Here is a 12,898-nt window from a genome sequence, read left to right on the forward strand (position 1 = left end):
GACACCGGGTACGGCGTCGACCCGTCCCGCTCCACCCTGAGCCTGCCGGTGCGCCACCTCGCCGCCGACGTCGGCGCCCCGCCCGTCACCTTCGAGCCCCCGGTGCTGCCCGCACCGCTCGACATCCACCTCACCGAACCGCTCACCGTCCGGCCCGAACACCTCACCGTGCACGACATCGGCCGCCACGAGTGGCGCGCCGAGCTCTCCCCCGCCACCGACGGCACCCGCACCCACCCCGACGGCCTGGTCCGCGACGAACACACCGTCACCGCCTACCGGGTGCTCACCGGCGCCCCGCTCAGCGCCCAGGCCCGCACCGACCGCACCGTCCGTCTGGAGCGGCCCGACATCGGCTGGGACGTCACCGTCCAGACCCGCACCCAACTGCGCTGCGACGCCGAACACTTCATCAGCGTCATCCAGCTGCGGGCGCTGGAGGCGGGCTCGGTGGTGTTCGCCCGGGAGTGGCAGCACCAGGTACCCCGAGGGGAGTAGTCAAAGTTTCCCTTATGGCCTTGCCTTATATTTCGCCCCTGGCTTATAAATAGCCCCATGAAGACCATCGGCCTGATCGGCGGCATGAGCTGGGAATCCACCGCCGAGTACTACCGCCTGCTGAACCGGCTCACCCGCGAGCGCCTCGGCGGACTGCACTCCGCCCGGCTCGTGCTGTACTCCGTCGACTTCGCGCAGATCGAACGGTTGCAGGCGGCCGGCCGGCGGGAGGAGGCCGGCGAGGTCCTCGCCGACGCGGCCCGGGCGCTGGAGGCGGCGGGCGCCGAACTGCTGCTGATCTGCACCAACACCATGCACAAGGTCGCCGACCAGGTCGCGGCGGCGGTCTCCGTTCCGCTGCTGCACCTGGCCGACACCACGGCCACGGCCGTACGGGCCGCGGGCCTGCGCCGGGTCGGGCTGCTGGGAACCGCCTTCACGATGGAACAGGACTTCTACCGGGGCCGGTTGGCGTCCGGCGGGCTGGACGTCCTGGTGCCGCGGGCCGACTCGCGCGCCCTGGTGCACCGGGTGATCTACGAGGAACTGTGCATCGGGCTGGTCCGCGAGGAGTCCCGGGCGAGGTACCGGCAGGTGATCCGGGAACTGGTGGCGGCCGGCGCGGAGGGAATCGTGCTCGGCTGCACCGAGATCGAACTGCTCGTCCGGCCCGAGGACAGCCCGGCCCCCGTCTTCCCCACCACCCGCCTGCACGCCGAGGCGGCGATCGACGCCGCCCTCGCCGAGGACTGAACGGGAGACGGCGCCGGCCGGTCCCGGGCGGGATCCCCGGAGCACGACGCACGCCGGGAGGCCTACGGGCGACGGCCACCGGACGGGGACGCGTGCTCGGCCAGCACCTCGGCGATCACGTGGCGGGCGATGGCGGTCATCCTCGGGTCGCTGTCCCGGTAGTAGGAGACTTCCATCAACGCGACGGACAGGGCCCAGCCGCGGGCGCGGTCCCAGGCCGCGTCGTCGGGGGCCGCGGCCGCGCGGAAGGCCCCGCGGGCGGCGGCGGGCAGGACGTACCAGGCGGGGATCAGGTCGACGGCCGGTTCGCCTGGGTGTCCTCGGCCGCGATCACGTCCGCCGTGGCCAGTTCGTTGACGAGCCGGGGCGGGGCGTCCGAGACGTCGCCGATGGGGGTGCCTGCGAGAACGAGTACTCCTGTCACGGTCCCCATCCTTGCAGCTGTCGCGCGCCCGGGGCTTTTGGTGACGATTCGGTCAGCTTCCGAGGGAGCGGACACGCGTACGAAGAGCGCCCCTACGATGTGGCGGATGAACGGCGACACGGCGGCCCAGACGCCCACTGGTACGGACCACTCCGCGTACGGCGGTGTCGGCCTGCCGTCCCCCCGCTCGCCCCAGACCGGGCCCGCGCCGCGGTCCGGGCCCGCCGGCTGGCGCGAGCGCCTGGCCGGGTACGGCTGGACCGCCCGCGCCACGGCGACGCTCACCGAGCGCCTGGCGCCGCCGATGCCGGACGGCCCCCGGGTGACGCCCCGGGACGTGCCGCAGTCGCCGCTGCTGCTGCGGATGGGCGTCTCGCTGCCGCAGGGCCTGTGGTTCTTCCTCTGCCGCTGGGCCGGCTGGCTCGGCCCGGTCGCGGTGGCGGTGTTCGCCGGCCTGCTGCGGTTCACGAACCTCGGGCAGCCGCACGCGATCATCTTCGACGAGACGTACTACGCCAAGGACGCGTACGCGCTCTGGCACGGCGGCTACGAGATCAGCTGGCCGGAGGACGCCAACGCCACGATCATGACGCCGGGCGCGGCCGTCCCGTACCGGACGACGCCCTCGTACGTGGTGCACCCGCCGGTGGGCAAGTGGATCATCGGTGCGGGCGAGCAGCTGTTCGGCATGAACCCCTTCGGGTGGCGGTTCGCGGTGGCCCTGCTCGGCACCCTGTCGGTGCTGATGGTGGCCCGGATCGCCCGCCGGATGTTCCGCTCCACCCTGCTGGGCTGCGTGGCGGGCCTGCTGCTCTCGGTGGACGGCCTGCACCTGGTGCTCAGCCGGGCCGCCCTGCTCGACCTGGTGGTGATGTTCTGGACCCTCGCCGCCTTCGGCTTCCTGCTGCTGGACCGCGACCGCACCCGGGCCCTGCTGGCGCGGAGGCTGGGCGGCGTCGAGGACCCGCGGCTCGCCCAGCGGCTGAACCTGGGCTGGCGCCCGTACCGGATCGCGGCCGGCGTCTGCGTCGGCCTGACCTGCGCCACCAAGTGGAGCGGCCTGTACGTCGCGGCGGCCTTCGGCCTGATGACCGTGCTCTGGGACGTCGGCGCCCGCCGTCTGGCCGGCGCCCCGCGCCCGTTCCTGGCGGTGCTCGCCCGGGACGTGGTGCCGGCCTTCGTCTCGGTCGTCGTGGTGTCGGTCGCGGTCTACATCGCGTCCTGGTGGGGCTGGTTCGCCAGCAGCACCGCCCCCGGCCAGGGCGGCTGGGGCCGGGACTGGGCGGTCGGCCGTTCCACCGACTTCCCGTGGATACCCGAGGCCCTGCGCTCCCTGTGGCACTACCACTCGACGGTCTACGACTTCCACGTCGGCCTGAGCGACCCGCACACCTACCAGTCCAACCCGTGGTCCTGGCTGGTGCTGGGCCGGCCGGTGTCCTTCTTCTACGAGTCCCCCAAGTACGGCCAGGCCGGCTGCACCGCCGCCGACTGCGCCCGCGAGGTGCTGGGCATCGGCACCCCGCTGCTGTGGTGGACGGGCCTGGTGGCGCTGGCCTACTGCCTGTGGCGCTGGGCGGCCCGGCGGGACTGGCGGGCCGGCGCGCTGCTCTGCGGCCTGGCCGCCGGCTACCTGCCCTGGTTCGCCTACCAGCAGCGGACGATCTTCCTCTTCTACGCGGTGGTCTTCGTCCCGTTCCTGGTGCTCGCGGTGACCATGCTGATCGGCGCGCTGATCGGGCCGCCCGGCGCCTCCCGGGACCGCCGGATCATCGGTTCCGCGGCGGCCGGCCTGCTGATCCTGCTGATCCTCTGGAACTTCCTCTTCTTCTTCCCGCTGTTCACCGGGCAGACCATCCCGCTGGAGGACTGGCGCCGCCGGATGTGGTTCAACACCTGGATCTGATCCGCCCCGGGGCACACCGGGTTCCCGCGATTCGTCCGTATGCGGTGCACAACACGTACCAGATCCGTCACAAGTGCCGGGCGATTCGCCGGCGCACCGATCCGTGCTGCCTAGGGTGGGGGGGTACCGCGTTTCCGGCCCCGGCCGGTTGCGCCCGGCCGCGAGACCCCTGGGGGACCTGCACCATGCGCAGTGGCGCGAAGATCGGCATCATCACCGGCGTGTCCATCGCCGTCCTCGCGGGCGGCGGCTACGGCGCGTACAGCCTGATGAACGACTCGGACGGCGGCTCCGGCGGCAAGAAGCCGCGCACCGTGGTCGCCGAGCCGCCGTCGGCCGAGCAGGCGACAGCCGGTCTGAAGGACTTCCTGACGGCCTGGGCGGCCGGCGACATCGCCAAGGCGGCCTCGCTGACCGACGACCCGGCCGCGGCCACGGCCGGTCTGACCGCCTTCCGCGACCAGGTCAAGCCGAGCGCGCTGACCCTCACCCCGTTCGGCCCGACCACCCAGCAGGTCTTCTCCGCCGCCACCGGCACCCCCGCCCCCGCCGCCAAGCCGTCCGCCGGGGCCTCCGCGACGCCGGGTGCGACCGACACGCCGTCCGCCACCGCCACGCCCGGCCCCACCGGCACCCTGATGTCCTACAAGGCGCGCGCCGAGTTCGCGGGCACCAGCCGGGCCTGGGACTACCAGGGCTTCCTCGGCGTCGTGAAGATGAGCGACGACACCCCGGCCGTGCACTGGGCGCCGTCGGTGATCCACCCCCACCTGTCCGGCAACGAGACCATCGCCGTCCAGCCGGTCTTCGCCCCGCCGTCCACGGTGGTGGACCGCAACGGCAAGCCGGTCCAGGGCGCCTCGCTCACCCAGGCGCTGATGACCACCCTCCAGGAGAACGCCAACAAGCTGCTGCCGCCGGACCCGGCCAAGGACCAGGACGCGGGCAGCGCCGTGGTGATCTCCGACCCGGCCGGCAAGGGCGCCCAGGACAAGCTGTTCACCATCGTCGAGCCGAAGCCCGGCAAGCCGTTCAAGCTGACCATCGACAACACCCTGCAGGCCGCCGCCGAGAAGGCGATGACCGACCTGGGCGGCAAGCCGGCCTCCGTCGTGGCGATCGAGCCGAGCACCGGTCAGGTGCTGGCCTTCGCCAACTCGCCGGCCAACGGACAGAACCGGGCCTTCACCGGGTTGCTCGCGCCGGGCTCGACGATGAAGATCATCACTTCGGCGGCGCTGCTGGAGAACGGGGTCAACCCGGACACCGTGGTGGCCTGCCCGGAGAAGAGCGGCAACGCGCACCCGATCCCGAACTCGTTCCCGGGCGCCTTCCCGAACAACACGCTCCAGCAGGACTTCATGATGTCCTGCAACACCGCCTTCATCAATCAGGGGCTGGCCAGCCTCAAGCCCGAGACGCTGTCCGGCACGGCCAAGGACGTGTTCGGCATCGGCCTGGAGTGGAAGACCGGCCTGCCCAACACCGACGGCAAGGTGCCGCCGACGCCGGGCAGCAAGGACGAGCAGGCCATGAACTACATCGGCCAGGGCAAGGTCCAGATGAACCCGCTGGCCATCGCCTCGGTCGCCGCCACCGTGCAGAGCGGCGAGTTCAAGCAGCCGATCCTGGTGGCGGAGCTGCCGCAGCAGAAGGCCGCCCGTCCGCTCTCCCCCGACGTGGACGCCAAGCTGAAGGCGATGATGGCGGCCACCGCCACCGGCGGCACCGCCAAGGACGTGATGGCCGGCATCACCGACAACGCGGGCGCCAAGACCGGCTCGGCCGAGGTCGCCGGGGTCGACGTCACCAACAGCTGGTTCACCGCCTACCGGGGCAACCTCGCGGTGGCCGCCGAGGTCCAGGGCGGCGGCCACGGCGTGGACGCGGCCGGCCCGGCCGTCGCCTCCATCCTGAAGGCCGCCGGCCGGTAGGCCCCCGGGCAAACGGCCCCCGGCAAACGGCCCCGGGCGACCGGCCCCCGAGCGAACGGCCCGCCCGGCCTCACGGCAGGGCGGGCCGGGGCTTTCTCAGCCGCGCGGCAGCGCGGGCTGCGGCCTGCCCCGCACCCGGCCGGGCGGGACCGGGCGCCGGCTGCTCCAGCGGCGGGCCGCCAGCCGGGGCCAGATCATCAGCACCACCGGCAGCGCCAGGTACCCGAACCGCCCGGCCGGGGCCAGCATGAAGGCGATGGCGAGCCCGGCGGCCAGCAGGTCCGCCGCGGCGATCGCCGAGACCGGCGGCCGGGCCAGCAGCCAGATGGCCACCGCGACCAGGGCCACGGTCATCAGCGCCAGCGAGATCGCGTGCCCGGTCGGTCCGAAGCCGGCCAGCACCTTGCCGGGCAGCGGGCTGCCCGCCGGGGTGCGGATCGCCGTCATCCCGAGCGGGAAGCGCACCACCTGTTCGCGCAGCGCGTCCGGCTGGGCCAGCGCGGAGGGCAGGATCACCAGCGTGCTCACCCCGACCCCGATCAGCGCGGTCCGGGCCGCGGGGCGGCGGCCGTACAGCCGCCAGAGCAGCAGGACGGCGACCGGCAGCGCGGGCCAGGCCGTCCACTTCAGGGTGCAGGCGAGGGCGAGCACCAGTCCGGCGCCGACGGTGCGGTCCCGCTCGGCGAGTGCCATGGCCAGGCAGCAGACCCCGATCAGCGGCAGGTCCACCCCGCCGACCGCCAGGGCGAGCGCGATCAGCGGCGAGGCGGTGAGGACGGCCAGCGGCAGCAGCGGCGCGCGCGGGTCGCCGCCGCCGGGGCGGGCGGGCCGCAGCAGCCGCCAGGCGGCCAGCAGGCAGACGAAGAAGGTCAGCGCGAACCAGATCCGGGCGTCCCCGGCGACCCTCGCGAAGGCGGTGGAGTCGCCGAGCAGCTGGCGCGGCATCCCGAACAGGGACATCGCCGGCAGGTACGGGTTGTAGTCGGTGACCACCACCGGGTGCGGCAGGTACGCGGTGCCGGTGGTGAGCAGCAGGTGGGCCGAGCGTTCGACCACCATGACCTCGGACTGGTGGCGACCGTTCAGGGCGAGCAGGGCCAGCGGGACCAGGACGGCCCCGACGAGGGCGACCGAGGCGGCGGCGCGGGCCGCGAAGCGACGCGGCAGGGTCAGGCAGAGCAGTCCGGCCAGGACGTAGGCGGGGGCCGCGATCAGGCCCCACAGCCGCTGGTTGGCCAGGTCGGACACGAGCGGGAAGGCGGCGGCCCAGCCGGCCGCGACCAGGCAGCCGAGCAGTTGGACGGTCCGCATCGAGGCGAGCCCGGCGAGCCGGGCGCCATTCAGCCGATCGGGCGTGGGCGGAAAGGTGCTCTCGCCACGCTGTCGGGGGAAGGGGCGGACGGAGAAGCCGCGCGGCGGTCGTCCGGGTCCGGACGACGCCTCGGTCGCGGAGGTCTGGGCCGGCGTTCTGCTGCGGCCGGTGAAGCGGCCGCGCGGGCGGAAGTAGCCGGGCGTGCGGGTGCTCACCATGGTGGAAGGTTATGGGTGGGAGCCGGGCCCTGTCGCCATGGCGTTGGACACCGGACGGGCGTTGGCGGGAAAAGGGCCGTCGGCCGCCTCGGCGGCCGGCGGCCCTTCACCCGGGTTCTGCTTCCGGGTCAGTCGGCGGAGCTGTCCGAGGACACGGACGGCTGCTCGGCCTGCTCCAGCCGGGAGTGCCTGATGCTGTAGCCGAAGTAGACGACCAGGGCGACGGCGAGGGCGATCGCCCCGGCCCGGAAGGTGTCGGCGTGCAGGCCGGTGACCAGGTAGATGCAGAAGCCGACGCTGATCAGCGGGACGACCGGGTAGCCGGGCACCTTGAAGCCGCGCGGCAGGTCGGGCTGGGTGCGGCGCAGCACGATCACGCCGATCGAGACCACCGAGAAGGCGATGAGCGTGCCCAGGCTGGTGATGTCGGCCAGGACCCGCAGCGGGATGAACGCGGCCAGCGCGCCGACGCCGAGGCCCACCACGATGGTGTTCCAGACCGGGGTGCCGGTGCGCGGGGAGAGCTGGGCGAAGCGCTTGGGCAGCATGCCGTCGCGGCCCATCGAGTACAGGATGCGGGTCTGGCCGTAGATCACCACGAGGGTGATGCTGAAGATCGAGACGATCGCGCCGAAGGCGAAGACCATCGCGGGCCAGCTCTGGCCGGTGATGTCCTGGAGGATCTGGGCGAGGCCGGCCTCCTGGCCGTCGAACTTCTGCCAGGGCTGGGCGCCGATGCCGGCCAGGGCGACCAGGATGTAGAGCAGGGTCACCACGACCAGCGAGATGATGATCGCCATCGGCAGGGTGCGGCGCGGGTTCTTGACCTCCTCGCCGGCGGTGGACACGGCGTCCAGGCCGATGAAGGAGAAGAAGATGCTGGACGCGGCGATCTGGACGCCGCTGAAGCCGAGCGGCATGAACGGGCTCAGGTTGCCGGAGTGGAAGCCGGTGAGCGCCACGCCGATGAACATCAGCAGGATCAGGATCTTGATCGCGACCATCACCGCGTTGACCTTGACGGACTCGCTGACGCCGCGGATCAGCAGGACGCAGACCATGGCGACCAGCAGCAGCGCCGGCAGGTTGAACCAGTGGGTGCTGTCCGGCGCGCCGGAGAGCTCCTCGGGGATCGTGAACCCGAAGGCCAGGTCGAAGAACTTGTTCAGGTACTCGGCCCAGGTCACCGCGATCGCGGAGGCGGAGACGCCGTACTCCATCAGCAGGCAGATGCCGACGCCGAAGGCGACGCCCTCGCCGAGGGTGGCGTAGGCGTAGGAGTACGAGGAGCCGGAGACCGGGATCGCGGAGGCCATCTCGGCGTAGCAGAGCGCGGTGAGTCCGGCGGTGACCGCGGCGATCACGAAGGACAGGATGACGGCCGGGCCGGCCGAGGGCACCGCGGTGTTCAGCACGAAGAAGATGCCGGTGCCGATGGTGGCGCCGATGCCGATCGAGGACAGCTGCCACAGCCCGATCGAACGGCGCAGGTGGATGCCGGAGCGCCCGCCCTCCTCGGGCGCACCGGCCGGGAGGGAGTTCTTGCCTTCGGTCTCGGCGATCAGTGTCGAGACGGGCTTGCGTCGCAGCAGACGCGCACCAAGGGTGTTGCTGGCCAAAACTGCGGTCCTTCTGGGCGGGGGAGGGTGTCCTGGTGGCTGGTCACCCGAAACACCCTGGGGTGTCATCGGGGATCAACCGAACAAACATGGGACAGTACCCGGCGAAAGCACCAGTGTCGCAAACGAACAGTCCCAACCGGCGCATTGTCCGAATTGGCGCACAGTGATGTACAAACCGGACACTTCGTAAACGGCGCTTCTACCTCCCGGCGATTAAAGCAGCAGGCCGGCGCCCTGCGGTGATCACCCGCCGAGCACCGCCCGCATCACCGACCGGGCGATCGGCGCGGCCAGGGCACCACCCGTGACATCGGTGGCCCCGCTGTCCACGACCACCACGGCCACCGCCACCGGCGGCACCGCGTCCGAGCCGGCCGGCCCGGCCCAGGCGATGAACCAGGCGTACGGCGTCCCGCTGTTGTCCACCCCGTGCTGGGCCGTCCCGGTCTTGCCGCCGACCACCGCCCCGGCGATCCGGGCGTTGCCGCCGGTGCCGTTCTCCACCACGTCCGTCATCAGCCCGCGCACCTGCGCGGCCACCGCCGGGGTCATCGCCCGCTTGTACACGGACGGCCGCATCAGCCGCACCGTGGTGCCGTCGCTCCTGGTCAGCCTGTCCACAAGCTGTGGACGCATCACCGTCCCGTCGTTGGCGACCCCCGCCGCGACCATCGCCATCGTCAGCGGGGTGGCCGCCGTGTCGAACTGCCCGATCGAGGAGAGCGCCAGCTGCGACTCGTCCATCCGGGTGTCGAAGTTCGACCGGGCCGCGCGCACCGGGACGTCCAGCTCCGGGTCGTTGAAGCCGAAGTTCGCGGCCATCCCGGCCATCCGGTCCAGCCCGGTCCGCACCCCCAGGTAGCCGAGCACGCCGTTGCAGCTGGCGGTCATCGCGGCGGCCAGCGACAGGCCCGGCCGGTCGCAGACCGGGGTGTCGTTGACCAGCGGCGTGGTCGTGCCGGGCAGCACGTACGGGAAGGGCGCCCCGGTCGGCGCGTCCGGGTCGGTGACCACCCCGTCGGCCAGCGCGGCCGCGGCGGTGACCACCTTGAAGGTCGAGCCCGGCGGGTACGTCTGGCGCAGCGCCCGGTTGAGCATCGGCTCGTCGGCGTCGGCCTGCAGGCGGTTCCAGGCCTCCTGGTCGTCGGCGCCGTGCCCGGCGAAGGCGCCCGGGTCGTAGGAGGGCGTGCTGGCCAGCGCCAGGATCCGCCCGGTGGCCGGCTCGATCGCGGCGACCGCGCCCTTCTGGGCGCCGAGCCCGCGCATCGCGGCCTGCTGGGCGGCCCGGTTCAGCGTGGTGCGGACGTCCCCGCCGGGGTTCTGCCGGCGGGCCACGGCGTCCCGGAGCGACCAGCCCGCCAGCCGGCCGTCGGTGCCGGTCAGCAGCTCGTCCTCGGTCCCCTCCAGCTGGGTGGTGCCGTACGCCTGCGAGGCGAAGCCGGTGACGGCCGCGTAGGTCGGGCCGTCGGTGTAGCTGCGCCGGTACGCGTACCGGCCGCCGGTCGGTACGGAGCCGGTCACCGGGTCCGCGCCGACCAGGATGTCGCCGCGCGGCCGGGCGTACCGCTCGATGGTGAGCCGCTGGTTGGCGCTGTTGCGGTCGAGGTCCTTCGCCTGGAACACCTGCACCCGGGTGGCCTGGGCGCACAGCGCCGCGACCAGCAGCAGGCAGAAGGTGCCCGCCCGGCGCCCGGTGACCGAGATGCCCGGCAGCCCCTGCGGGCCGTTGCCCCGGGGTCGGACGCGCGTCACCGGACCTCCTGGGGCCCGGGCCCGCGCGCGATGTCACTCATCCGCACGAGCAGCGCGACGATGATCCAGTTGGTGACCACGGAGGAACCCCCCTGGGCGATGAACGGCATGGTCATCCCGGTCAGCGGGATCAGCGCGAGCACCCCGCCCGCCACCACGAACACCTGGAGGCCGACGATCGCGGCCAGCCCGATCGCCAGCAGCCGCCCGAACGGGTCGCGCAGCGCGATGCCGGTCCGGAAGCCCCGCGAGACCAGCACCGCGTACAGCAGGAACACCGCGATCAGCCCGGTCAGCCCGAGCTCCTCCCCGATGGTGGCGAGGATGAAGTCCGACTTGGCGGCGAACCCGATCAGCACCGAGTGCCCGTTGCCGAGCCCGGTGCCCAGCTCACCGCCCCAGGCGAAGGCGAACAGCGACTGGGCGATCTGGTTGGCGCCCCGGCCCGCCTCGATCGAGCCCAGCGGGTCCAGCCAGTCCGTGACCCGGCTGTGCACGTGCGGCGACAGCCATCCCACCGTCACCGCCCCGACCGCGGCCAGGCCCAGGCCGATGGCGATCCAGCCGGTGCGCGCGGTGGCCACGTAGAGCATCACCACGAACAGGCCGAAGAACAGCAACGAGGTGCCGAGGTCGGTCTCCAGCACCAGGACGCCGACGAACGCCGCCCAGATCAGCAGCACCGGCCCGAGCACCCGCCCCGGCGGCAGCTGCAGGCGCCGGATCCGGCGGCCGGTGAGCGCCAGCGCGTCCCGGTGCACCGCCAGGTAGGCGGCGAAGAAGACCGCCAGCAGGATCTTGGCGAACTCCCCGGGCTGGAAGGAGAGCGGCCCGATCACGATCCAGATCCGGGAGCCGTACACCGGCGGGAAGAAGATCGGCAGCACCAGCAGGACCAGGGCCACCAGCGCCCCGATGTAGGCGTAGCGCTGCAGCCGCCGGTGATCGCGCACCAGCAGCACCACGGCGATGAACAGCGCCACCCCCAGGGCCGACCAGAGCAGCTGGGTGGGGGCGGCGGCGCGTCCCGGGGTGGCCCGGTCGAGCCGGTGGATCACCACCAGCCCGATCCCGTTCAGCAGCACCGCGATCGGCAGCAGCAGCGGGTCCGCGTACCGGGCCCGCCACCGGACCACGGCGTGGGCCGCCAGGGCGAGCACGCCGAGCGCGGCACCGTACTCGGCCGCGTCGGCCGGGACGTGGCCGTCCAGGTCGACGCCGACCTCGACGTAGCCGAACACGGCGATCAGGACGGCGCCGACCACCAGGACGAGCTCGGTGGTGCGTCCGGTCGGCACCGGCCGGCTCGGCCCGGCGGCGGATCTCGACACGGCGGAGGGTGTCGCCACGGACCGTCCTGGGGATCGGGAAGGGCCCGGTGCCGCCGGCCGGGGGATGCCGATCGGGGCGGACCGGCGTCGGGGCCGGTCCGCCCCGACGGGAGCGGCGGTCGGGCGGAGGGTCAGACGGCGGCCTGGGCCCGGGAGGCCTCGACGGTCGCCTTCAGCTCGGCCTCGGCCTCGGCCGAGAGCGAGGTCTGGATGATCCGGCCGCCGAACCGGGCCAGCGCCGGGACGACCTTGTCGGCGGTCGCCTTGCGCACCAGCAGGAAGACCGCGGCGGTGCCGGGCTGGAGGTGCTCGCCGACCTGGCGCATGAAGTCGTCGTCCACCCCGATGTCGGTGGAGGCGCCGACCGCCGCCCCCGTCGCACCGCCGACCGCCGCGCCCACCAGGGGCATGAAGAACAGCAGACCGATGACCCCGCCCCAGAGCGCGCCGCTCGCGGCGCCCGCCCCGGTCGTGCTGACCTGCTGGTGCAGCTTGATCCTGCCGTCCGCGCGACGCTCGACGACGACCGCGTCCTCCAGCTCGATCAGCTTCTGCTTCTGGAGCCCGATCGCCTCGTCGCGCACCGCCTGGGCGGTGGCGAGGTCCGGGTAGGCGATCGCGAAGAGGTTGCTCACTGCGGGGTCCTTCCAGGGTGTCGAACAGGCCGGCCGGGTCCCGGTGCCACCGCGGTGGCACCGTGTCCCGATTCCGCACCCTAGCGAGGGTTCTCCATATGTAGGACTATTCGCTGCGGTGTGTCCGCCATTCGCGGAATCGCCCGGGCCCGCCGGTCCGTCCCGGGGCCGTCACTCCGGCCGCCGCCCGGCCAGCGCCGCCACCCCCGCCCCCACCGCGGCCAGCAGGACGACGGCGGCCGACAGGCTCGCCCACGGCACCTCGATCCGTCCGGTCCGGGCCGCCGACACCAGACCGCGCACCGCCGTGTTGGCGGGCGAGACCGGCACCACCAGCAGCAGCGTGGCCAGCCCCAGCGCCGTCGGGATGCCGTACTGCGGGCGGAGCAGCACCGGACGGTTCGCCAGCGCCCCGGCCAGCACCCCCAGCAGCGCGCTGACCACCGAGGCCGCAAGACCGGCCGCCACCGCCGCCCCGGCCCCCGGCTCCTGCCGCGCCCCCGGGTCGGCCAC

Annotated in this window: 8 protein-coding genes and 3 pseudogenes; 4 read left to right on the top strand and 7 right to left on the bottom strand. The window is 73.1% G+C overall.

The window, feature by feature from the left end; genetic code table 11:
* Both ACIQOV_RS07405 and ACIQOV_RS07410 read left to right on the top strand, forming a co-directional pair.
* Nucleotides 1-498, top strand: a pseudogene (locus ACIQOV_RS07405) (peptidase S15); the annotation flags it as partial.
* 57 nt (nucleotides 499-555) lie between these two features.
* Nucleotides 556-1,251: an aspartate/glutamate racemase family protein gene (locus tag ACIQOV_RS07410; protein ID WP_401045954.1), complete on the top strand. Its 696-nt coding sequence runs from the start codon at nucleotides 556-558 to the stop codon at nucleotides 1,249-1,251.
* Between the two features lie 292 nt (nucleotides 1,252-1,543).
* Here ACIQOV_RS07410 and ACIQOV_RS07415 read toward each other — a convergent pair.
* A pseudogene (locus ACIQOV_RS07415) lies at nucleotides 1,544-1,675 on the bottom strand (16S rRNA (cytidine(1402)-2'-O)-methyltransferase); the annotation flags it as partial.
* A 97-nt stretch (nucleotides 1,676-1,772) separates the two neighbouring features.
* Here ACIQOV_RS07415 and ACIQOV_RS07420 point away from each other — a divergent pair.
* On the top strand, nucleotides 1,773-3,581 hold the full coding sequence (locus ACIQOV_RS07420; protein ID WP_401045955.1) for a dolichyl-phosphate-mannose--protein mannosyltransferase: 1,809 nt from the start codon (nucleotides 1,773-1,775) through the stop codon (nucleotides 3,579-3,581).
* A gap of 185 nt (nucleotides 3,582-3,766) precedes the next feature.
* Nucleotides 3,767-5,515: a penicillin-binding transpeptidase domain-containing protein gene (locus tag ACIQOV_RS07425; RefSeq protein WP_401045958.1), complete on the top strand. Its 1,749-nt coding sequence runs from the start codon at nucleotides 3,767-3,769 to the stop codon at nucleotides 5,513-5,515.
* 96 nt (nucleotides 5,516-5,611) lie between these two features.
* On the opposite strand, the gene ACIQOV_RS07430 is transcribed toward ACIQOV_RS07425, so the two are convergent.
* The 6 genes and pseudogenes from ACIQOV_RS07430 to ACIQOV_RS07455 form a co-directional block, all read right to left on the bottom strand.
* Complete coding sequence (locus ACIQOV_RS07430) at nucleotides 5,612-7,045, bottom strand: glycosyltransferase 87 family protein (protein ID WP_359899767.1); 1,434 nt, start codon at nucleotides 7,043-7,045, stop codon at nucleotides 5,612-5,614.
* Nucleotides 7,046-7,173: 128 nt separating this feature from the next.
* The gene (locus tag ACIQOV_RS07435; RefSeq protein ID WP_401045961.1) at nucleotides 7,174-8,733 is read right to left on the bottom strand and encodes an amino acid permease; all 1,560 of its coding nucleotides are present in this window, start codon (nucleotides 8,731-8,733) and stop codon (nucleotides 7,174-7,176) included.
* Between the two features lie 177 nt (nucleotides 8,734-8,910).
* A complete protein-coding gene (locus ACIQOV_RS07440) occupies nucleotides 8,911-10,371 on the bottom strand; it encodes a penicillin-binding transpeptidase domain-containing protein (protein ID WP_401045963.1) in 1,461 nt (486 codons plus the stop codon).
* A gap of 44 nt (nucleotides 10,372-10,415) precedes the next feature.
* On the bottom strand, nucleotides 10,416-11,750 hold the full coding sequence (locus tag ACIQOV_RS07445; RefSeq protein WP_401045964.1) for an FtsW/RodA/SpoVE family cell cycle protein: 1,335 nt from the start codon (nucleotides 11,748-11,750) through the stop codon (nucleotides 10,416-10,418).
* A gap of 131 nt (nucleotides 11,751-11,881) precedes the next feature.
* Nucleotides 11,882-12,385, bottom strand: a complete 504-nt coding sequence (locus tag ACIQOV_RS07450; protein WP_359899773.1) for a DUF1269 domain-containing protein — start codon at nucleotides 12,383-12,385, stop codon at nucleotides 11,882-11,884.
* A gap of 171 nt (nucleotides 12,386-12,556) precedes the next feature.
* A pseudogene (locus ACIQOV_RS07455) lies at nucleotides 12,557-12,898 on the bottom strand (ABC transporter); the annotation flags it as partial.

The sequence above is a fragment of the Kitasatospora sp. NPDC091257 genome (assembly GCF_044757675.1).
Taxonomy (GTDB): domain Bacteria; phylum Actinomycetota; class Actinomycetes; order Streptomycetales; family Streptomycetaceae; genus Kitasatospora; species Kitasatospora lactacystinica.

What these genes read in the sequence shown, in the direction of transcription:
- ACIQOV_RS07410 (WP_401045954.1), top strand. Translation starts at nt 556, where the DNA reads ATGAAGACCATCGGCCTGATCGGCGGCATGAGCTGGGAATCCACCGCC.
- ACIQOV_RS07420 (WP_401045955.1), top strand. Translation starts at nt 1,773, where the DNA reads ATGTGGCGGATGAACGGCGACACGGCGGCCCAGACGCCCACTGGTACG.
- ACIQOV_RS07425 (WP_401045958.1), top strand. Translation starts at nt 3,767, where the DNA reads ATGCGCAGTGGCGCGAAGATCGGCATCATCACCGGCGTGTCCATCGCC.
- ACIQOV_RS07430 (WP_359899767.1), bottom strand. Translation starts at nt 7,045, where the DNA reads ATGGTGAGCACCCGCACGCCCGGCTACTTCCGCCCGCGCGGCCGCTTC.
- ACIQOV_RS07435 (WP_401045961.1), bottom strand. Translation starts at nt 8,733, where the DNA reads ATGACACCCCAGGGTGTTTCGGGTGACCAGCCACCAGGACACCCTCCC.